Raw genomic sequence first — 20,508 nt, forward strand, 5'->3', positions numbered from 1 at the left:
CTCTTCCCTCGCCGCCGGCCTGCCCTACGCACGCGCCTTCGCCGCCCAGCACGGAAACCTCACCTCAGCCGGCTACCGCACCGAACACGACGGCTTCCCCCTCGGCTGGTGGCTGTACCAACAACGCCGAGCCGCCCACGACCACCGCAAACGCACCGGAAAACCCTGGCTCCACGACGCCCAACTCACCGAACTCGACCCCTGGTGGAACCCACCCTGGCGAGCCAACTGGAACCACAGCTACCACCAAGCCCACACCCACCACACCACCGGACACCCTCTGCCCAACAACACCACCAAATGGATCCGCACCCAGCAACGCGCCTGGAACCAACTCCACCCCCACCAACAACACCTCCTCACCACCCTCGGCATCCACGGACCCACACCACTACAGGGCTACAACAGCCCTAACCACCAGCAGACCCCGCTGGCCATGACAGCCCAACCCCGCGAGCAGACGATTCCACCCTTTCAGCCACCCGATGATCATGAATGCCCAGCCGATAAACCTGACCAGAACCAAAACACGCAGATCAGATACCACCGCACCCACGCGTCGACACCGATCCCCGGCCCACCCCACGGCAAAGGCAACCGAACCAACTACATGATCAGTCCAGCCCACAGCCCCGTAGAGCAACCATGATCATTGGGCGCGTACACGCGGGCTACCAGTTCGGCCAGTTCGTGCTCAGCGGGGTCCGGCACCCACCGTCCGCAGCCAACATGTCGTCCGACAGTCGACGGTTGGAGTCGTCATGAGGACGACCAAACCAGGGTCAGGAACCCGGTTCGATCTTCGACAGGGAAGACGCCTGGGCTCGTCTGCTGGAGTCGGGGATCCGCCGGGTACAGGGCAGCAGGACACTTCACGAGATTTCGCGGGGCTACGACCGGATCGTTCGCCACGCCGAAGGTCTGCTGATCCAGGACGCCAGCAGCAACGACGTGCTCGCGGCCCTGAAGGTGATCCGTATTCTGCGGGACAAGCTCGACCAAGACGAGCGGATCCTCATCACCCAGGCGCGGATGCACAAGACGACCTGGCGGCGCATCGCCGACGCTCTGGAGATGCGCAGCCGCCAGTCCGCAGAGCGACGCCATCTCCAGCTGAACAGCTCGGTCAGCAGACCGGCCGGCACACCGGTCCGGACCCAGAGCGAGCGGGTCGAACTTTTGCGGCAGCACCGCGGTCGACGCGCCGAGCAGGACTGGGCGCTGCTCCACGGGGTGTCGATCCGGCGGCTCGCCGGAGCATTGGCCGCGCTGGACGACCTCGAACAGCGTCTCCGTCGAGCACTTGGATCACGGATCACCAGCGCGGTGGTCATCACCGAGAAGATCTGGGCTGGGGCCGCGGACTGCGAAGCTCCCGGTCCCTCTCACGCGGCCTGGCCGACCGCGCTGCGAGCCTGCCTGGCGGAGGACTCCCGGTTCCAGGAGGACCCCGATGTCGGCGTCGTGCCGGATGAGGAATGGGAACGGATACGCCACGAGAGCAGGATTTTGCACCGCATGTTCGGACTGGTAGCCCACGCCGCCAGTCCCGAGAACATCGACCTATCCGACAAACCGGCTCTCGCAACGGCCATCAGACACCTGAACGCCCAACACCAGGAAGCCATGGCCAGGCGGGGATGACCTCAAGGCGACAGCTGGAACGTCCGCAGACACCAGCCTGTACGGAGAGAGCGTCCGCTCCGGGTGCGTCCCGCAGGCAGGCGGCAAGGGGGGCGGCATCTCTGGGTACGGGCAGGGTGCTCTTCCGTCGTCGTCGGAGTCGATGAGGTCCTGAGGGGTGGAGATGATGACGGTGTAGGCGGTGGAGTCGGTGGTGATGCGGGTCTTCCCGCTGCGCTTCGGCCGCCTTGTAGTAAGTCGATGATTCGTCATATATTTGCAGGCATGCGTCTTCGGCATTATGTAATCGAGGGTCGAGATCCTGCCCGCAGCGTTGATTTCTGGATCGCGGCCCTGCACAGTTCGATCGCAAGCACCGGCCTTGGCGTTGCAGTTAGCCTTTCAGGGGGTAGTGATTCGGCGGACCTCTTCTTCATGGAGAGCGGCAACGGAGAGCATGGCGGCTTTCACGGCCCGCTTCGATTTGTGCCCGATCCGGGGAGATCGCTTGAAAACGAGGTAGGGCGACTTTTGGAGCTGGGGGCGACGGTGGTCAAGAAAATTCACCGAGGGTGGGGGGTGGGAGAGGTTGTAATGGAAGATCCCACCGGAAATCGATTTGTTGTTGAGTCGAGTCAGGACGAATCCGAAGCAGCGGAAGAAATGATGGATTCGCGCTCGGAGGATTATGTCGCCACGCCTTTCTGGGGCGATGCCGAGACTCCGAATTTGGAGGCTACGATGCTTATCGCTCGGGCCGACACCCAATTTTGAGAGGCAGCGGGTCCCTGAAGGATTCAGGGACCCGCCGTTAATTGCGGATCCTCATACGCAACGTGGTGCCGCCGCTTCCGCCGTCTCCGCTAGCCGCACCCGACGGTCAGGGACTTTCCTGCTCCGGAGTCGCCGTTTCCACCCTCGACCGCAAGTGATCCCTCCGTCCAGAACGTGTTCTTCACGCTGCGCCCCTGACACTTGTACCCCTTGCTCTGCGGAGCTCCGCTGCAGCGGAACCAGCCGGTGTCCGCCCAGCCCGTCACCAGGTACGAACCATAGGGGCCGTCTTTCGCAAGAGCGGTCTTCATGCGGCAAGAAGGAGGTGCGGGCGTGCTACACGTTCCCCACTCCTGCTGGGCATACAGCGGGCCTGTCGTGGTGTTGAAGAACGGCTTGTCGAGGTACGACGTACACCAGATGTCATCGCCATCCGCGGATTTTGCGGCTTTCCCTTTGCCGGTGGCCACCGGAGCGTGAGCCGAGAGCGTTTCGTGCGGTGTGGGCGGAGTGGCAGAAGCCGTATTATCGCGCCAACAGAGAAAGCTATGCCGAGTGCTGCAATCGGTGCAATTCTAGATAACTTCATTCCCCCTCTTTCCGAAAATGCACCTTGCCGGCCAATGCCCCCGCGGCGCATCTTCTTGCGAATCGACCCGACGACAGTAGCCACTGCACCCAAGGCGGACAAGGGTGATTCCAGCGGCGAAAAAATGACAGCGCGTCACGCAAGCGGAGCGCCAAAGTCCAGAATTTGTGATGATTTTAGACAATTTGTCCAAAATTTCATGCCCGTTGACGTGACGTCCCTCTCGTGGAAATCCCCCTCCCTGTCGGCGGTGATCCAATTTATGCCACTCTCCGTGGAATCGGATTTTTCGCCTCCGAATGTGAAAATCCTCCGGTCGTGAACAGGAGATGCCGGCGGCTGCCCAACATCTCGGGTCTTCGAATTTAGTGGGGTGGGTCTCTCGTCGGCTTCGCCGGGTGGTTGCGCAGCGTGAGCGCAGGCGTTGGTTGGTGCGGTTGCGGAAGCCGAAGGCGTTGCGGGCTTCGAGTTTGATGAGGCGGTTGTTGCCTTCGGAGGCGGCGTTGGTGATGCCGGTGGTGAGGTAGGTCTCGATGCCGTCCCACCATTGCTCGGTATCGTGAGTACTCAAGCCCGTGGGTTCTTCGCGTTTGGTTGCCTAGACAACAACCATGATCACGAAGGCCCGCGGGCTCCTTGCGTCCGGGGCACCCACACCACAGACCCATCACGGACGGTGACCGAACGTCAAGCCGCCACCGTCGTACCCCCACTAAATTCGAAGACCCGTCATGTCGGCGCGCAGACCAGCGGCACGGGTTCCCCATTTGGTGAAATAGGACTCGACTATGGCCTCCGCGACGCCCGGATGCAGCTCATCGTCCGTCGCTCCCTCCTCCTGGAGCCGGAGGATCTGCGCGGCGTAGGTGGGTGAGATCGGGGTGGTGATATACCGCTCGCGGCCGTCGTCGGAGGACCCGGAGGCGGTGAACCCGAAGTAGGCGACGACGCTCACCATCATGCCGCTGGAGGTGGACGCCTGTTCGCGCGCTTGCGCCCTGACCTGCGGTTGCCACTGGGATTCGGTCTCCTCCACCAGCGCCGCCCGCAGGCGCTTGTGGGGCCTGGTCAGCTTGCCTGCGCGGTAGCGCTCCACCGTGCGGCGTGAGGTGCCCAGACGGGCCGCCAGGTCCTTCGCCGACTCTTTCGTGCGCGTGAGGAGGAATTTCACCTGAGACTTTGCGGATTTCGGAACGGGCCGGGTGAAGACCTTCCGCTCCGCGGCTGCGAGGGCCGCCAGGATCCTGCCGCGGCCCGGGGCCGGCTGCTGCTCGTGATCGCTCATGCCGACAATGACCTCACGAGCTGCCTGTGGACAGACATCGCAGAGGGCGCTGAAGTCTATGATGGCGCCGCCCGCAGGGCATCGAGGCAGGCCGGCCTCGCCGATACGCGAGCGAGCCCGGACCAACTGGTCCGGGCTCGCGGGCTGTTCGGGGCCGCTTGCTACAGGTCGAACTCCAGGTGCTCGATGTCGGTGAACCGCACCTCCTCCAGGGAGCCGGCGCGGCGGCCGCCGTCCTGGAAGTACACCTCCTTGAGCGCTTCGGCGGCGATCTCCTGGAGCCGCGCGTCGGTGGCCCCGGCCTCCTGGGCGTCGAAGAGGCGGGCGGCGTACAGCGGCGGCAGGGCGACGGTCAGGTGCCGGATGCGGTCCTGGTCGGTCGACCCGATCGGCGCGGTGTAGCCGAGGCGGGCGCGGGTGTCGATGACGATGCCGCCGCTGCTGGCCGCCTTCGCCTTCGCCTTGGCGCGGATCTGCGGCTGCCACCGCTTCTTGACCTCGGTCTCCAGCCGGGCGGCGAGGTCCGCCCGGGGGCGCTTGATCTGGTCCTTCACGTACCGCTCCACCGTGCGCTGGGAGACCCGCAGCATCTGCGCGACCGGCTTGGTGCCGCCGAGCTGCTTGACCAGGTACCGCATCCGCGCGCCCGCGCTTTTCGGCGTCGGGCGGGTGAACGCCTTGCTCACCGCCTTGTCCAGGCCGTCCCCGAACGTGCTCATCCCGGTCTGCTCCTACTCTCCGTTGTCGGCGTCGGTGACGGTGCCGTCCTTGATGTACCGGGCGAGGTTGAGTTCCGGGGCGCTGAACCGCTCGCGGACGTCCTCGCCCCACCAGGTGGGCTGGGTGCCCTCGTGCTTGACCAGGCCGGGGTTGATGCCGAGCTTGAACCCGCCGGGCAGCGGCTTGCCCTCCCTGTACGGCAGGAAGTCCAGCGGACTCTCGCCGTCAGCGGCGTAGACGACGCAGTCCGACAGGATCGCCACCGGGTACTGCCCGGTGAACGCCGCGTGCTTGACCAGCTTGCGGTGCAAGTTGATCCGGGTGCGGGAGATGACCGCGGCGCGGATGTCCGGGCGCCACGTGGGCCGGGCCAGGGCCCGCCACGGCTCGCCCGGCCGCCAGCCCTCCCCGCGGGGCCGCTCGCGCAGCTTCCCCAGCCCGCCCTTCACGGTCGCCTTCACCGCGGACACGACGATCGCCAGCTCCGGGTCGCGGTCGCGGTAGCCGTCCATCGCCGCCAGGAACTGCTCCGGGTCCAGGTCCGTGCCCACGCCCAGGTCGGCCATCGTGGCGAGGTAGGCGTCGCGCAGCCGGTTGTACCAGCCGTCCAGGTACCGGCCGGCCTCGTACCGGACGTACGCCTGCTCCGGCCGCACCTCGTAGCCCAGCTCCACCGCGTATGCCACGGTCGGTGTCGCATACCAGGCCGGCCCGTCCGGACGCTCGCCCTTCGGCGTGAACGGGCTGGGCAGCAGCGAGCCGTCCAGCTCCACCCACTCCTTGCCAGCCTTCACCCGCGACAGGTCGACGTGGCTCAGGTCGACCAGCCAGCTCCCGGGGAGCTTCGGGTCGAACACCGGGTTGGTGACCTGCGTGGGAGCACCGAGACCGACCATCAGGCCGTTCGCCCCGGCCGCGAACGCCATGTTGACGTCCAGGCCCACCAGGTGGGAGCGGGCGCACTCGGTGTCGGTCAGCGGACGCGCCCAGTCGTACGCCTCCTCAAACAGCTTCTCCGCCGGTCCGCGGACGTGGAACCTGGGCAGGTCCGCCAGCAGCGGGTGCCCGTCCGGGGCCTCGCACGGCGCGCAGTCGACCGGGTCCTTCCCCAGCGAGCCGGGGTTGTGCTCGGAGGTCCGCTTCCCCGTCGCGTCGGCCTCCGAGGCGCGGGTCGGCGGGTGCAGCGCGGTCATCAGCTCCAGGCCGGTCACCGCGGTGGAGCCGCGCGGCGTCATCACCCGGGCCGCGTAGGTGCCCAGCACGCGGGCGAGCTCCGCCGACGGGAGCTGCCCCGCCGCGCCCCAGTGCCGGCTGTCCAGGGCCTGCCAGGACGGGATGCACAGCTGCACGCAGGCCCGCTCCGAGCCCGTCGCGGGCCGGTAGATCCGCGCCCACGGCCCGAACCCCCGCTTGGTCAGCTTCCATTCCGCGCGGGCCAACTGCTTGATCACTTTGTGGCCCTCCGGCAGCCGCCCGGCAAGGCGCTCCTCCTCCGACAGCGCCACGGGCAGGCCGTAGCGCTCGAGCGCGGCCTCGGTGAGCACCACCAGCGGGTCGGCCGGCTTGCCCGGCCCGGACAGCTTCGGCTGCCCGAGCCTGGCCTCCGTGAGGGTCCAGTCCACCAGCGCCGGGATCGACTTGGCGGGCACGTCCAGGACCAGGCCGCCTGTGCAGTACGCCAGCACCTGCCCATCCGAGTCGACGTCGACGACCGCCAGCGGCCCGTTCTCGAACCGCACATCGGCGCCGCCCGCCGGGGTTCCGGCCGACGCCGCCTTCCGCGCACCCGGCCGCCGCGACGTCGGCGACGGCGAGGTCGACGTCGGCCTGGCGGTGGGCGACGTACGCGGCGCGACCACCGGAGCAGCAGCAACAGGGGCCGGGGCGGAGGCGGGGCGGGTCTGGGTGTTCTCAGGTTCAGTCATGGCCGCAGCCTCGGGCGCCGGACCTGTGGACAGCGGGCGCGATTCCACCGGGGCGGCCGCGGCGGTGAACGTGGCCGGCACCGCAGCGGGCGCGGGCGGCGCGGCGTCCTGAACGGGCGCGGCCGCGTCGGCGGGGTAGAGCTCCGCGAGCTGCCCCAGCAGCCGGGCGTAGGCGTCGCGCTCCGGCGGCCGCGGCTCGGTCTTCCCCGACTCCCAGCCGGACACCGTGGCCCGTCGGACCTTCAGCGCCGTGGCCACCTCGTCAATCGTCAGCCCGTGCGCGGCCCGCAGCCGCTTGCGCTCCGCCGGCGGCGGCAGCGGCGAGCGGGACGCCACCAGCGCGTCGACCGCATCGAACAACTCGGACATGGAACACCTCCTAAACCACATCCTACCCCATGAACCGTACGAACTGCGTACGAATGGCGTACGAAGTGCGTCCGAGGTGAGAATGTGCGCCTTCCGAAAGGCGGTGTGCACGACGGAGAGCACCACCTACTCGATCGTGGAAGTCCGCGCCCGCCTGGGCGCCATCGCGCGAGAGGTCAGCGGCACTCGGGAGCCGGCTGCTGTCACCGACCACGGCCAGGCCATCGCGATTACCGGTCAGCCCCGCCGACACGCTCGAACTGCAGGAGCTGCGGGCGCGAGCCGCCTGCCGGGCACGCCAGGAACGCGGCGAGAGAGCATCGGTGTCCCTCACGACGAGGCATACGCCGATGTTCCGCTCCGCTGTCAAGCGTCGCGGTGAGAGCGTGATCGATGTGGATCTCGCGGACGCCGGTATAGCCACGGGGAGCGTGTCGTTGGTGGCTGCGATGGCCGGCAGGCATAGCCGTCATGGGAGGAGTCGTCGGCGACAGAGGCGAGGGTGTCGATCAGGCGCAGCCCGGTGTCATGGTCAAGGCCCGTATGGAGCCGTGCGGCATTCCTACACCGCCGCCGCGTCCTCGTACCCAGGCCAGAGTTTGCGATACGAGTACTGCCGAACCCCTCCGGATCCGGACGGCGTCGGCGGTGCCGCCCACGTTCGGCGGCCCGGGGGTGTGGTCGCCCCGGGTGATCCGTCCTCATCAGGTGTAGGTGTAGGAGCCAGGAAGAGTACTGGCACCGCCGGCGGTGGTGACGGTGACGTCCACAGGGCCGGTGATGGGGCTGGGCGGGACAACGGCGGCCAGGGCGTTGTCGGCTCCGATACTGAACTGGGCATTGACGCCGTTGAAGACCACTTGGGTGGCGGTCCCCAAGTTCAGGCCGGTGAGCTCGATGACGTTGCCACCGAATTGGGTGCCGGCCGTGGTGTTCAGGCCGGTAAGCGCCGGTGGGTCGACGAAGGTGTAGGCGAGGATTGTACTGGCGATGCCTCCCGCGGTGGTGACGGTGATGGGAACCGTACCGGGACTGGCGGCGGGTGGGACAGCCGCGGTGATCTGCTGGTCTGAGACGATGATGGGCGGGGCCAGCAGGGTGTCGAACAGTACCGAATTCGCTGTGGCCAGCTGGGAGCCGCCGATGGTGACGATGTTGTGGCCTGCCGTCGGGCTGGCAGCGGGGCTGATGGACTGGGCGCTGCCGCTGGGGCAGTAGCTACGGAGCACAGTTGTCCGGGGAATTGCGGCTGATGTTGCTGGCCAGCGTGATCACTCCACCGGAGTTGACGTAGATCCCGCCGCCAGTGGTGGTGGCGGTGTTGCCGGTGACGCTGCTGGCGGTCAGCGATACGGCTCCGTTGTCGGTGTAGATCCCGCCGCCGGCGACAGCGGTGTTACCGGTGACGGAACTGGTGACCAAGGAGAGCGTGCCGCCCAGGTTGCTGATACCGCCGCCCGGGTAGGGAGCCACGGCGCTGCCGCCGCTGATGGTGACTCCCACAATGCTGAGTTGGCCATTTGTGCCCGGCGCATTGGCGGCCCCGTCGACCTGGAGGATACGGAAGGACGGTACGCTCGGGTCACGAATGATGTTGGTGCCCATCCCCAGCAGCGTGATCGGCGTGGTGATCGGCGGCAGCCCCACGGGCCCGCCGGGCCCGCTGCCGTGGGAGCCGGTGAGCGTGTAGGTGCACCCCGGCATCAGCGCCAAGGTGTCCCCGCCGGCCGCATTCGCCGTGGTGATCGCGTTCACCAACGAGGTCTCGCTGCAGAGCACAGGGGTCTGGGCGTGTGCCGTGGCCGGAACCGCGGCCAGCCCCACAGTCAGGGCACATACGCCGAGGATGGATCGCACGGTTCGGGCTGTTCGCATGACGCCCCCGTAGAGAGGTCGCGTGAGCCGCCCCACCAGCCCGATGCAGTGAACAGGGCACCGGCTTGGTGGATTTACATCCTCAGCGCGGGAGGGTACGCAACTGCGGCGCCCATGACTGCGCCATTGCCTACACGATCAGACGGGATCTTCACAGCAGGCCAGTTGCCACTCCCGGAGAGGAATGGGCGGCCCACCGGATCGGATACACATCAGTAATCCACCAGAGTGAACAGCAGGGCAATAGAGGTAACGCCCTATCACCCGAGTGGCGGAGCGCGCGCCGACCGAAGCGTGCCACGTACCACCGTGCGAGCTCCCAAGGTCCGTGACGGACAGCGTCCGTCACGGAAGATTTCGGTGACGCCCTGGGAAGTGGTGTCGGTTGATCCGTTTGACGGACATCCGAGATCAGAGGGCCGGCACGCGGGAGGGTTTCCATCATGGAGAAGCATGGGGAAGAAGATGTCCCGGCCTCGCCGTTCGTTCAAGGCCGAGATCGTCGAGTTGTGCAGGCGCGCCGACCACCTGTCGGTCAGATCACCAAGGATCTCGGCGACTCCTTCGGCCAGGCGCCGGTGGACACCGTCGAGGTCAGCACACCAGCGATGAAGGTCGGGTCCGGGTAGGTCGCGTTTCAGGGCAGACGCGGCTGCGCGCCACATTCCGCGCCGGTCGTTGAGCAGGGCCTTGCGGATGTCGCCGGCTTGACCGGGCCCGGCGCGCACGCCATGCGGCGGCACAGGACGCGGTGGCGCCACGGCGCAGGCGCGTGTGTCGAGCCCGCCGGCGTGATCGCCCACGGTAGGGACGATCTCGCGCCAGGTCGGGCCGTGACCTGCAGGGGCGGCGGGGAAGAGTTCTTCGGCTGCTCTTGGCCAGGGCGCGCTCCAGCTCCGGAAGAACTCCGGTGTCTCCAGGAGCAGTCCGGCTTCCTCCAGGCATCCAAGACCGAGGCTCTTGTCCAGGCCCCGCAGGGCTGGTTGAGGGTGCGGTAGCGGGTCGTCAACTCGGGAGCGTCCAGGTCTTACCGGGTGCGCTTGGCCCTGCGCAAACGGCCAGTACACCCCCGGCTCCAGGCCGAGTCGTCCTGCGACCTCGGCGGGGGCGCTCGGGGTGGTCCAGGAGGTGCCCAAGAAGCGCGGCGTACCGAGCCGCACAGCGAACCCGAGCTGCGACCTCGCGCTGCGGCAGACCATCGCCCGGTGGCGGGCTTCGCGACGCAGCAGGAAGTACCCGGCAGTTGCCTGTCATCGCGGACGCGCGACGGGCCCCGCAGCCGGTCGGGCGGACGGGCTGCTGGGCGACGCGCGGCACCGATACGGGTCACGTCCGAGGACGCGGGCCTCCGGCTCCGGGAGCCTGTTCTGAGGTGCCGGTCGGAGGTCAGATACCCGGTCCGGTGAGGTACGTGTAGCCGCCGGGCAGGCTGAAGCTGCCACCGGGGGTTTCCACGATGACGTCAGCTGCGCCTGCTGCATTCGGCGGTGCGACAGCGGCGATCTCGGTGTCGGAGACGACCGTGAACGGGGCGCTTGGCCCACCCGCTTGAATGGCGTTGGGGCCGAAGACCACCTGCGCGGTCGAACTCAGTTCGGTGCCGGTGATGGTGACGACCGTGCCGCCCGACGACGGCCCCGAGGCGGGATCGAGGGCGGTGATCGTCGGGTTGGCGAAGTAGCTGTAGCTGATGCCGTCGGCGCTGCCTCCCGCGGTGACCACGGTGATCGGAACGGTGCCGACACCGCTTGCCGTGGGTACCGTTACGGTGATCTCGCTGTCGCTGACGCTGGTGATCGTGCCAGTGTCGGACCCGAAGTCCACGGCACTGGCAGTTGCCAGGTGCAGGCCGGTGATGGTGACGGTGTTACCACCGCCGAACTGTCCCGCATCGGGGCTGGCGGAGACGACCAACGGTGCGCCCAGATAGAAGAAGGGTTCCGGGTTGCTGGTGCCGCCAGAGGTCGTGACCGTCACAGCCACCGTCCCCGTTCCGGAAGGTGAGAGGGCGGTGAGCTGGGTGGGAGAGATATTGGTGATGCTGGTGGCCGACCTTGAGCCGAAGTTCACTGCGGTCGCCCCGCCGAGGTTCGTGCCTGTGATGGTCACTGTGGTGCCACCAGCGGTGGCGCCCTGATCAGGAGAGACAGGCATGGCACTCCTCACGTCATGTAGTCATTGTGCGAGCTCGTAGTACCCCTCCACGCGGGACGCGCGTTTGCGCGGTACAGCGTGGATGTCTGTCTTTCAGGTGCCGGGAATGGTCCGATTCGCGCTGTTCAGCCTCAGCCCCATGCATTCGGCGAGGCCGGTGGCGAGTGCTGAGAGCGTCGGATGCTGCCAGACGAAGTTGTTCTCGAGCTTCACGTTGAGGTCGGCTTCGAGACGGACCCGCAGTTCCATCGACAGCAGTGAGTCGAAGCCCAGTGCTTTGAGGGGAGTTTGGGGGTCAAGGGTTGTGCTGCCGAGTCGGAGGACTCCTCGGACGTGATCGGCCAGGTAGGTCTCGCGGGCCGTGCGCCGGGCCATGCCGGGGGCGAGGTCGCTGAGGCGGCGCCGGATGTCGTGGGATTCGTCCGGTTTCGCGGCCGAGGGGGCGCTGTCCGGGCTCAGGAGGGTGAAGAGGGACGAGTGCCTGGCGGCGGAGGGAATCCAGCTGACCGGTTCGCCGGGGATCACTCCGGTCTGGGTGCGTCCGTGTGACAGGAGTTGTTGGAGTGCCAGCAGTCCCCTGTCCGTGGGGATCGTCTCGTAGCCGCGGCCGGCGAAGTCCGTTGCCGCACCGACTTCCCCCCAAGGGCCCCAGTTGACGGCGAGAGTCGTCAGTCCCTGGTGGGTTCGCCACGAGGCGAAGGTGTCGAGCCATGCGTTAGCGGCGGCGTACACGCCTTGTCCTGGATTGCCCAGCAGCGATGCCATCGAGGAGTAGACGACGAACCAGTCCAGGGGGTGGCCGGCCGTGGCTCGGTGCAGACTCCAGGCGCCCGTGACCTTGGGAGCCCATACCCGCCGCAGTTGGTGGTCGCGGACGTTGGCGATCACCGCATCCTCCAGGACCATCGCGGAGTGGATGACTCCGCGCAGAGGGGTACGGCCCTCGGTGGCGGTCGCGACCAGCCGTTCGGCTGTTCCCGCTTTCGCGATGTCGCCCAGGGCGACGGAGATCCGGCTGCCGGTGGCAGATAGTTCCCGGATCGTCTTTGCCGCCTTCAGGGACGGGCCTGTACGCCCGTTGAGGACGATGTGGCCCGCGCCCTGCTCAGCAAGCCAGCGTGCGGTTGCCAAGCCGACGCCGCGCAGGCCGCCGGTGATGATATAGGCGCCGTCATCGCGTACGGCGGATGGCATCCGGGGCAGAACACCGCTGGTTTCGCCTTGCTCGGGGACGGTCAGGACCAGCTTGCCGATGTGCTTCGCGCCGGCCATCAGGCGGAAGGCGTCGGTGGCTTGAGAGAGCGGGTAGGTGGTGCAGAGCAGTGGCTTCAGACGGCCCTCGGTGAATTCGTCGAGCACTTCACGCAGCATGGCCGCGAAGACATCCGGGCGGGAGCGCTGGAGTCCGATCAGGTCAACGGCGCTGAAGGTGACGTTGTGCCGAAACGGGCCCATGCCGACAAGGCTGTCGGCCTCGATGTCCCGCACTCCCAGCTCGACGAAGCGTCCGAAGGGCCGCAGGGCTTCCAGTCCCGCGCGAATCGCGGCGCCGGAAAGGGAGTTGAGCACGACGTCGACGCCTTCACCCTGGGTTGCCGTACGGGTCTGCTCGGTGAAATCCAGGGAGCGCGAGTCCATCACGTGCCTGATACCGATGCCCCGAAGCCACCGCCGCTTCACATCGCTGCCGGCGGTGGCCAGTACCTCGGCGCCGAGTTGCCGGGCCACCGCGATCGCCGCCATTCCGGTGCCGCCGGTGGCCGAATGGACCAGGATCTTTTCCCCGGAGCGGAGGCGGCCGACATAACGCAGGGCGTACCAAGCCGTCATGAAGGCCGTCGGCAATCCGGCTGCGCTGACGGGGTCGAGTCCGGCCGGGACGGGGGCAACGGAGGTCGCGGGCACGGTGGCGAACGACGCGAAGGCGCCGCCTTCGAGATGCGCGGCGATCACCGGGTCGCCGATGCGCAGGTGTTCCACGTCGGGTCCGACGCGGGACACCACCCCTGCGCACTCGAAGCCGATGCGGTACCGGATGTCGCCCTCGCCCGGCAGGAGCCCCATGGCCGTGAGGACGTCGCGGAAGTTGAGGCCAGCAGCCTGGACGCGCAGTTCCACCTGGCCCGGCCCGGGGGCCTGCCGTCCGGTCAGGGCGAGTTCCAGGCTGTCGAGGTGTCCCAGGGTTCCCGCCCGGAGGCGGAATCCGTCCACCCCGTAGAGCATCGCGGTGGTGGCGGCCGTGTCGCGCTCGGAGGCCCCTACGGGGGCACGTTCGATCCGGGCGATGTAACGGGCGCTGCCGCGCAGGGCCACCTCGTCGTCGTGGCTGTCACACAGCAGTTCCGCCGCCGCGCTCCGCAGGCCGGTGTCGCCTCCGTCTGTGTCCACCAGCGTGGGCCGCACGCGGGGGTGTTCACAGGCCAGGACACGCATGACTCCGCGCACGGCGCCCGGTCCGAGGTCCACACACTCGCCGGCTTCGACAGCACGGGCGTTTCGCGTGACCGTGTACAGGCGGGGGGGATCGCTGCAGCGAACGACTGCCTGGGCAATGGTCAGGATCCGTCGGACTCGTTGCTCGGCGTCGGCGGTGGCGCTGTCGGCAACCTCGGACGGGGCACTGCAGAGCATCACCACCGCGCTCGCGGGGAACGGCGTGGTCGCCAGGTACGTCTCGAGGGATTCGCTGACCTCTTCGATCGGCTTGGAGCCCGCAGGCATGTCCCAGACCGCGGCGTGGGCCCCCGCCTCGTGCAGCAGGCGGACCAGGGCCGCGGTGTCTGCGTCGCTCTCCCCGATGACGAGCCAGTTCCCGGGCGTGGTCCGCTCGGCGGGCGGATGCTCTGCCCGGTGCCAGTTGGCCTCCAGGAACCACTGGTCGACCTTTGCGTTGCTCTCCGTGCGGCGGTAGGCGAATCGCACGCCGTCCATCGTCATCACCACCGTGCCGGCGTCGTCGAGAAGCCGGACCTGCCCGATGACGCTGTCCTTGGTGGTCTCCGAGATCCGGGCGTGGCAGTACGCAGCGGTCGCGGGGTCCCCCGGCACCCGCACCGCCCCGATCCGGACGGGGAGGATCAGCCCCTCACCGCCGGCCATGACCTGTCCCGCGACCAGGACCTGGAGGCAGAGGTCCACGAGGACGGGATGGATCCGCAGCGAGTGTTCGCCGCCCTGGGCGGCCAGCGGAACCGCCAGGCGGGCCCAGAAGCTGTCGTGCTCAGGGGAGGTGTGCATAGCGGTGATTCCGGCGAATGCGGGGCCGTGCTCCAGCCCTCGGGCACGCAGTTTGGTGTAAAAGGTGGCGGGATCGACAGCGATCGGGTGCCTGCGGGCGAGGGCGGTAATGGACGTCACGCGGATGCGTGGGGAGACGGACAGTGGGCGGCGGAGCACTGCCGTGGAGTACCTCACCCATGGCCCGTCGTCACCGCGTCCGGAGATCTCGCAGGTTGCCTGGTCCGGGGCGGTCAGAGTCACGGTCGTACTGAGCTTGTTGTGCTCGGTCAGCCGCAGCATTTCGTCGAAGCAGATGTCAGTGACCTCCAGCAGGGCCGGGTCGCTCTGGAACATCTCGCATGCCGTGGTCAGGGCGAGGGCGAAGTAGGCGGCTCCGGGCAGCACCGTTGTTCCGCGCACCTGATGGTCGGCCAGCCAGGGCAGGCTCTGGGTCCCGACGTCCGCCCGCCAGCAGTGCCGCATCAGCGCACCGGGTACCTCGGTGTGCCGGCCCGGCAGGGCGGTCGCCGGACGGGGGGTCTGTTCCTCGGCGGCAGGAAGTCGGGCGATGTCCACCCAGTGTCGTTTGCGGTCGAAGGTGGTGGTGGGGACGTCGGCCAGGTCGGCATGCGCGTACAGGGGAAGCCAGTTGACGGGCACGCCGACGCAGTGGAGGGACGCCAACTGGGTGCGCAGCGTCGCGGGCTCGTCCTCGTGGCGCCTCAGGGTGGGGAGGATGACCGGGTGGTCGATCAGACCGACGAGGCTTTGCGCCACGGCGTGCGTGACCACCGGGTGCGGGGAGACTTCCACGTACACGGTGTGCCGGTCGGCGGCGGCCGCGGCCACTGCCGGGGAGAAGCGGACGGGGTTGCGCAGGTTGGCGCACCAGTACGCGCCGTCGAAGTCCGGTGGCGCGAGCGGGTCCTCCAAAACGGTGGAGTAGAAGGGGACCTTGGGCGGCATCGGTGACAGCTCGGACAGGGCCGCGAGGAGTTCGTCGATCAGCGGCTCGACCTGCGGACTGTGGGAGGCCACGTCCACGGCGATGGGCAGCGCGGGGACGCCGCGGGAGGTCCAGCCCTCGATGAGCCTGGCCACCTCCATGGTGTCGCCGGAGACGACAGTGGATTGCGGTGCGGCGAGGACCGCCACGGAGACGTGCCGACAGCCGCTCACGGCGAGTTCGCGTTCCACGGCGGCACGGTCAAGCGACACGGTCGCCATGGCGCCGGCTCCCGCGATCCTTTCGAGCAGGGCTGAGCGCCGGCAGATGACGCGGACGCCGTCCTGCAAGGACAGCGCTCCTGCCACCACCGCGGCCGCGACCTCTCCCATGGAGTGACCGATGACTGCGGCCGGCTCGACCCCGTGGGCACGCCAGGTGGCGGCCAGGGAAATCTGCAGGGCGAACAGGGCGGGCTGGACGCGCGAGCATCCGGTGATCGGTTCGCCCGTGCGCACCGCGTCCAGTGGCGAGAACCCGATCTCGGCGAAGACGAGGGGGTCGATCTCGGCCAAAGCCGCCGCGAAGGCGGGTTCCTGGTCCAGCAGGCCACGTCCCATTCCCGGCCATTGCGAGCCCTGCCCGGAGAACACCCACACGGGCTGTCGCGAGGCGGTGACGCTTGCTGCGCCCGTGACGACGGCGGGGTGCTCGTGTCCCGCCGCGAACGACCTCAGCGCGTCGGTGACGTCATGGTGTGAGCTGCCCACCACGGCCAGGCGTCCTCGGCCTGCGCCGCGCCGCAGGGCCAGCGTGTGTGCGATGTCGCGCAGCGGCACACTCGCGCCGTCGCCGTCCAGCCAGTCTGAGAGGCGTCGGGCGGCGTCGGGCAGAACGGCCGGTGATCCGGCCGCGACCAGGATCACCTCGGGTGCTGCCGCTGTGTGGGGAGATGTGACCGGCATGGAGGTACGGTCCGTGCCCGGTGGCGCCGCTTCCAGCAGGACATGGGCATTGGTGCCGGAGAATCCGAACGAGGAGACCGCGGCCAGTCTCGTTGCCGTCGCCGGCCATGGGGTCAGCGTGGTGGGGATGTAGAAGCGGGTGTTCGCCGCGTCGATAGCCGGGTTCCAGCGGGCGAAGTTCAGGTTGGGAGGAATGAGACCGTACTGCAGGCTCAGCACGGCTTTGATGAGCCCGGTGATGCCGGCGGCCGGTTCCAAGTGGCCGAGGTTGGTCTTGATCGACCCCAGACCGCACTGGATGTGACCGGTGCCGTAGACCTGTGCCAGGCTGGCGAACTCGACCGGGTCGCCGAGCGGTGTTCCCGTTCCATGCGCCTCGATCAGTCCCACGTCTCGCGGATCGACTTCGGCACGTGCGAGGGTCTGCTCGAAGAGGGCCTGCTGGGCGGTGGCGGAGGGGGCGGCGAGACCGTCGGACCGGCCGTCCTGGTTCACGGCCGAGCCGCGGACGACCGCGAGGACGCGGTCGCCGTCGCGCTGGGCGTCCGCCAGGCGTTTGAGGACGACGGCCGTACAACCCTCGCCGCGCACAAAGCCGTCCGCGGCGGCATCGAAGGTGTGGCATCGCCCTGAGGGGGAGAGCATTCCCATCCGGGCGAAGGACCGCGTCGTCCGGGGACGGAGCATGAGTGTGACGCCGGCGGCCAGGGCGAGGTCACACTCGCCGTGGAGCAGTGCCTGGCAGGCCAGGTGGAACGCCACGAGCGATGACGAGCACGCGGTGTCGATCGCCATGCAGGGCCCCTGCAGCCCCAGCAGGTAGGAGATGCGGCCGGCGGCGACGCAGTGGCCGTTGGTCAGGATGGACCCCTCGAGTTCTTGGGGTTGCCCGGCCAGCCGGTCCATGTAGTCGTTGTAGCTCAGGCCTGTGAATACGCCGGTCTGCGAGTTGGCAAGCCGCTCCGGAGGCATCCCGGCATGTTCCAGGGCCTCCCACGCCACTTCCAGCAGCAGCCGGTGCTGGGGGTCGAGCACGTCGGCCTCACGACCGGAGACACCGAAGAAGTCTGCGTCGAAGCCTTCGACGTCGCTCAAGTAGCCGCCTGCCTCCAGGGGTTTGCGCTGTCCCGGGATTACGGAACCACCCCTGCCCTGTTCCCAGAGGGCCTCACGTTCCGGTGGAGGCGAGCCCACCGCCTCGCGGCCGTCGGCCAGCAGCCGCCACAGCGCGGCCGGCGAGTCGACGTTGCCGGGAAGCCGGCAGCCCATGCCGACCACGGCGACGCGTTCGGGCGCGTCGCAGGAAAGGTGTTCAGGGCCGCCCATGGGAGTTCTCCTCGTCGATTGGATGCGAAGGGAAGCGAGAACGTCGGGGTATCCGGGCCGTGGCCGCGAAGTGCCTCCGCAGCCGTCTGCGGGTCGCCCGGGCGAAAGGTGTCAGGAGGCCGCGCTCCCCAGGAGGATGGCGCTCTTCACTCCGCCCACCTGGTAGTTGAAGCTCAGTGCGTAGTCGAAGTCGAGGGGCCGGGGATGCACGCCGGGAACGGGGTCGAAGGTGAGGTTGCCGGCCGGCTGCTCGCAGTTGGCGGTGGGGCAGACCTGGCCGTCTTCCATCATGAGCAGCGTGAGCGCCACGCCCAGGGCGCCCGCGGGCGCGCCGTTGTGGCCGAAGCAGCCTTCCTGTGACGACATCAGCAGATCCTGCGCGGACGATCCGTACAGTTCTCTGATGGCGTTCGCCTCGAAGGCCGTGACCACCACGTTGCCGTCGCTGCCGCCGTGTACGTAGGGCACCTCGTCGATGTCCAGACGGTTGCCGAGACATCCGCGGACCGCTGTCACCAGTTCTCTGCCCGTCTCGTCGCTCGCCAGCGGGTTGGCCAGCCCGTCCCGGGTCGTGGCCTGTGCGAGGACCTGCCCGTACAGGTGGGCTCCGCGACGGGACGCGTGCTGCCGGCTTTCCATGACGATGGTCACCGACCCCTCGCCGTGGTTGATGCAGTCGGCGCGCCGGTCGTAAGGGCGCATGAGCGAGTCGAAGGAGGGCAGCAGGGCGGGCATGTCGTCCGACCGCATGGACTCGTACGTCTTCTGCGCGCCTTTCAGCAGGCGCTGGATGTTCTGGATCAACGTGAGACTGAAGACGTCGACGCCGGTCACGACGGCGACATCGACGTCCCCGGCGGCGATGAGGCGCCGAGCGTTGCCGATCTGGACGGCGGATGAGGCGCAGCCGCACGACACCGTGAAGTTCGGCCCCTTCGAGCATGTGAGGGCCCCTTGGACCAGTGCGACGTCGGAAGGGGTCACGGCCTGTTCGGCGGCGACGAACAGTTCCATCGCCTCGGCCGCGGGAATGCTGGCCGGGTCGGCTCGCAGAACGGCGAGGTAACTGTCGATGTTCGCGTCGATGCCGCCGCGCCCGACCAGGATGGCCGCCTCGCCCAGTTCGCCCGATCGCAAGCCCAACTTGGCGTCCGCGCAAGCCTCCACAAGCGAGACAAGGCCGAACCGGTGCGCCGCGGTGTAATGGCGCGCGAAGAACTGCGGGACATCGGGAAGGCGTTCTTCGAACATGGCGTCGGAGAGACCTACCGAGCCGTAGTAGTCATTTCCCTTGGTGAGGCAGGAAATTCCGCGAGAGGCGATCTTCCACAGGTCGGAGGAGCTGAAAACAGGGCGTCCGATGCCGGGAAGACAGCATCCGATACCGGTGACCACGGCATCCCGCGCTTGTCGGGCGTGGTACCCGGATGCTGCCCTGCTCACAAGGCACCTACGGGCAGCAGATGAGTCGTCATTTTGGATCACCTTCCGAACGGTCGGTTGTACCCGCCTGAAAACCCCTGAAGGCAGGATCGTTGTTTTTCGAACGCCTATTCAGCGATATACGTTCGATATGTCCACTTGTACTCCGGCAGCATCCCACCATCCCCCTCGATGCTGATGTGTGCGTATTCGAAATGCTCGTAGCGGTTGCCGCAAAGGATGCCGATCCTGTCGTTTTCCTCCAGTGAGCCCACCTCCCAGGTCGACGGAGCGTCATCCGGGCCACCGGTGAGCCTTACGCGGATAAGTTCATCCATCACACTCTCCAGCCGGTAGTGCGGGGTCACAAGATTTCGACGCCGGTTAAGCGGTCGGTGGCTGCACTCCAGTGCTTCGGATCGAAAATAGAGCGCAATGCAGATGAGAAGGGCGCTGAGCTTCGTGCACATGATCCATTACATTTAAAGGCGCGGAGCCTGAAGAGGGCGGGGGCGACTGAAGCAGACGTCACGTCGATCGATCGCCGCTGCTCGTTTTGGACCGCGGAGGGGCCCTCGGCGACGGCGGCGTACGGGTAGGAAACCCCACCGGCACCGGGTTGGCGGGGGAAGGAGCGGGCGTCGCGCCGGAGCGCGTCACCCGGAAATCGCAGCGCCCCGCGCTCGGGGCCCGACTCGAGGTATCCGACGTGGAGATTTCCGTGGATCACGCCGACCATGGGTCGAGCTTCGGCGAGGAGGACGGAGACGCCGACGGATATCCCGCATATTTCCCCTTGGTGAGCGGATGCGGGCAGCACTTCGTCACCAGAGGACGCCCAGCCGGGGCAGAATCGATCAAGTGCCGGCCAGGACTCACCTGCACAGTTCTGCGATATTCGTCGGTTGCCACGCCCCCCGGAGAGGAGGGCGGCCCACCGGTTTGGATGCGACCGGTTATCTCACGGATCTTGATAATCGCGCAACGGGATCGCCGAAATTCACTCAGGTAGCGTAATGATGTTGAATCGGACAACTTCCACCATCCAGCGATATGGCGGAATGTGACAGACTGTCTGTTTTGATGGAAGTGTCCGTTATGTATTGTCCATCGGTGCGGATGTGCAGGTGAACCGCCCATCACGGCATGTCACACCCCCTGAATCCGGACTTCACCCGGGGGATCCCCCCAGGGCCATTGCGTGTTCGGGATCGGTCTGGTTCGCCGGTCTCGCGTATGACGTGACGTCATGTCCGGGTGTAGGTCGGGAAGTTCCCCGGGAAACAGAGCAGGCACGGAGCCGGTGATCATGTGGT

At 67.6% G+C, this 20,508-nt stretch carries 13 protein-coding genes; 3 read left to right on the plus strand and 10 right to left on the minus strand.

Features of this window, described 5'->3' with window-relative positions; genetic code table 11:
* The 3 genes from AC13HU_RS08500 to AC13HU_RS08510 form a co-directional block, all read left to right on the plus strand.
* A partial coding sequence (locus AC13HU_RS08500; RefSeq protein ID WP_483041155.1) for a helicase associated domain-containing protein occupies window positions 1-649 on the plus strand: 649 nt, incomplete at its 5' end.
* A gap of 302 nt (window positions 650-951) precedes the next feature.
* A complete protein-coding gene (locus AC13HU_RS08505; RefSeq protein ID WP_483041156.1) occupies window positions 952-1,644 on the plus strand; it encodes a hypothetical protein in 693 nt (230 codons plus the stop codon).
* A 264-nt stretch (window positions 1,645-1,908) separates the two neighbouring features.
* Window positions 1,909-2,397 carry a VOC family protein gene (locus AC13HU_RS08510; protein WP_483041157.1) on the plus strand — a complete coding sequence of 163 codons (489 nt, stop codon included), beginning with the start codon at window positions 1,909-1,911 and terminating at the stop codon, window positions 2,395-2,397.
* A gap of 575 nt (window positions 2,398-2,972) precedes the next feature.
* On the opposite strand, the gene AC13HU_RS08515 is transcribed toward AC13HU_RS08510, so the two are convergent.
* The 10 genes from AC13HU_RS08515 to AC13HU_RS08560 all read right to left on the minus strand — a co-directional run bounded on the left by AC13HU_RS08515 (window position 2,973) and on the right by AC13HU_RS08560 (window position 19,662).
* On the minus strand, window positions 2,973-3,557 hold the full coding sequence (locus AC13HU_RS08515; RefSeq protein ID WP_483041158.1) for a transposase: 585 nt from the start codon (window positions 3,555-3,557) through the stop codon (window positions 2,973-2,975).
* 141 nt (window positions 3,558-3,698) lie between these two features.
* Window positions 3,699-4,271, minus strand: a complete 573-nt coding sequence (gene tpg, locus AC13HU_RS08520; protein ID WP_483041159.1) for a telomere-protecting terminal protein Tpg — start codon at window positions 4,269-4,271, stop codon at window positions 3,699-3,701.
* 161 nt (window positions 4,272-4,432) lie between these two features.
* A complete protein-coding gene (gene tpg / locus AC13HU_RS08525; protein ID WP_483041160.1) occupies window positions 4,433-4,990 on the minus strand; it encodes a telomere-protecting terminal protein Tpg in 558 nt (185 codons plus the stop codon).
* Between the two features lie 12 nt (window positions 4,991-5,002).
* Complete coding sequence (tap, locus tag AC13HU_RS08530) at window positions 5,003-7,285, minus strand: telomere-associated protein Tap (protein WP_483041161.1); 2,283 nt, start codon at window positions 7,283-7,285, stop codon at window positions 5,003-5,005.
* A gap of 704 nt (window positions 7,286-7,989) precedes the next feature.
* Window positions 7,990-8,514, minus strand: coding sequence for an IPT/TIG domain-containing protein (locus AC13HU_RS08535; protein ID WP_483041162.1), 525 nt, complete (start codon window positions 8,512-8,514; stop codon window positions 7,990-7,992).
* Complete coding sequence (locus tag AC13HU_RS08540) at window positions 8,504-9,040, minus strand: hypothetical protein (RefSeq protein WP_483041163.1); 537 nt, start codon at window positions 9,038-9,040, stop codon at window positions 8,504-8,506. The genes AC13HU_RS08535 and AC13HU_RS08540 overlap by 11 nt, the downstream gene beginning before the upstream one ends.
* Before the next feature lie 1,506 nt (window positions 9,041-10,546).
* Window positions 10,547-11,314, minus strand: a complete 768-nt coding sequence (locus tag AC13HU_RS08545) for an IPT/TIG domain-containing protein (RefSeq protein WP_483041164.1) — start codon at window positions 11,312-11,314, stop codon at window positions 10,547-10,549.
* 93 nt (window positions 11,315-11,407) lie between these two features.
* On the minus strand, window positions 11,408-17,770 hold the full coding sequence (locus AC13HU_RS08550; RefSeq protein ID WP_483041165.1) for an SDR family NAD(P)-dependent oxidoreductase: 6,363 nt from the start codon (window positions 17,768-17,770) through the stop codon (window positions 11,408-11,410).
* 111 nt (window positions 17,771-17,881) lie between these two features.
* Window positions 17,882-19,165 carry a beta-ketoacyl synthase N-terminal-like domain-containing protein gene (locus AC13HU_RS08555; RefSeq protein ID WP_483041166.1) on the minus strand — a complete coding sequence of 428 codons (1,284 nt, stop codon included), beginning with the start codon at window positions 19,163-19,165 and terminating at the stop codon, window positions 17,882-17,884.
* A gap of 155 nt (window positions 19,166-19,320) precedes the next feature.
* Window positions 19,321-19,662 (minus strand): DUF5988 family protein, encoded by a 342-nt coding sequence (locus AC13HU_RS08560; protein ID WP_483041167.1) that lies wholly within the window; start codon window positions 19,660-19,662, stop codon window positions 19,321-19,323.
* Window positions 19,663-20,508 lie beyond the last annotated feature (846 nt).

The sequence above is a fragment of the Streptomyces sp. NH27 genome (assembly GCF_056859195.1).

What these genes read in the sequence shown, in the direction of transcription:
- AC13HU_RS08550 (WP_483041165.1), bottom strand. Translation starts at nt 17,770, where the DNA reads ATGGGCGGCCCTGAACACCTTTCCTGCGACGCGCCCGAACGCGTCGCC.
- tpg (WP_483041160.1), bottom strand. Translation starts at nt 4,990, where the DNA reads ATGAGCACGTTCGGGGACGGCCTGGACAAGGCGGTGAGCAAGGCGTTC.
- AC13HU_RS08545 (WP_483041164.1), bottom strand. Translation starts at nt 11,314, where the DNA reads ATGCCTGTCTCTCCTGATCAGGGCGCCACCGCTGGTGGCACCACAGTG.
- AC13HU_RS08560 (WP_483041167.1), bottom strand. Translation starts at nt 19,662, where the DNA reads ATGTGCACGAAGCTCAGCGCCCTTCTCATCTGCATTGCGCTCTATTTT.
- tap (WP_483041161.1), bottom strand. Translation starts at nt 7,285, where the DNA reads ATGTCCGAGTTGTTCGATGCGGTCGACGCGCTGGTGGCGTCCCGCTCG.
- tpg (WP_483041159.1), bottom strand. Translation starts at nt 4,271, where the DNA reads ATGAGCGATCACGAGCAGCAGCCGGCCCCGGGCCGCGGCAGGATCCTG.
- AC13HU_RS08510 (WP_483041157.1), top strand. Translation starts at nt 1,909, where the DNA reads ATGCGTCTTCGGCATTATGTAATCGAGGGTCGAGATCCTGCCCGCAGC.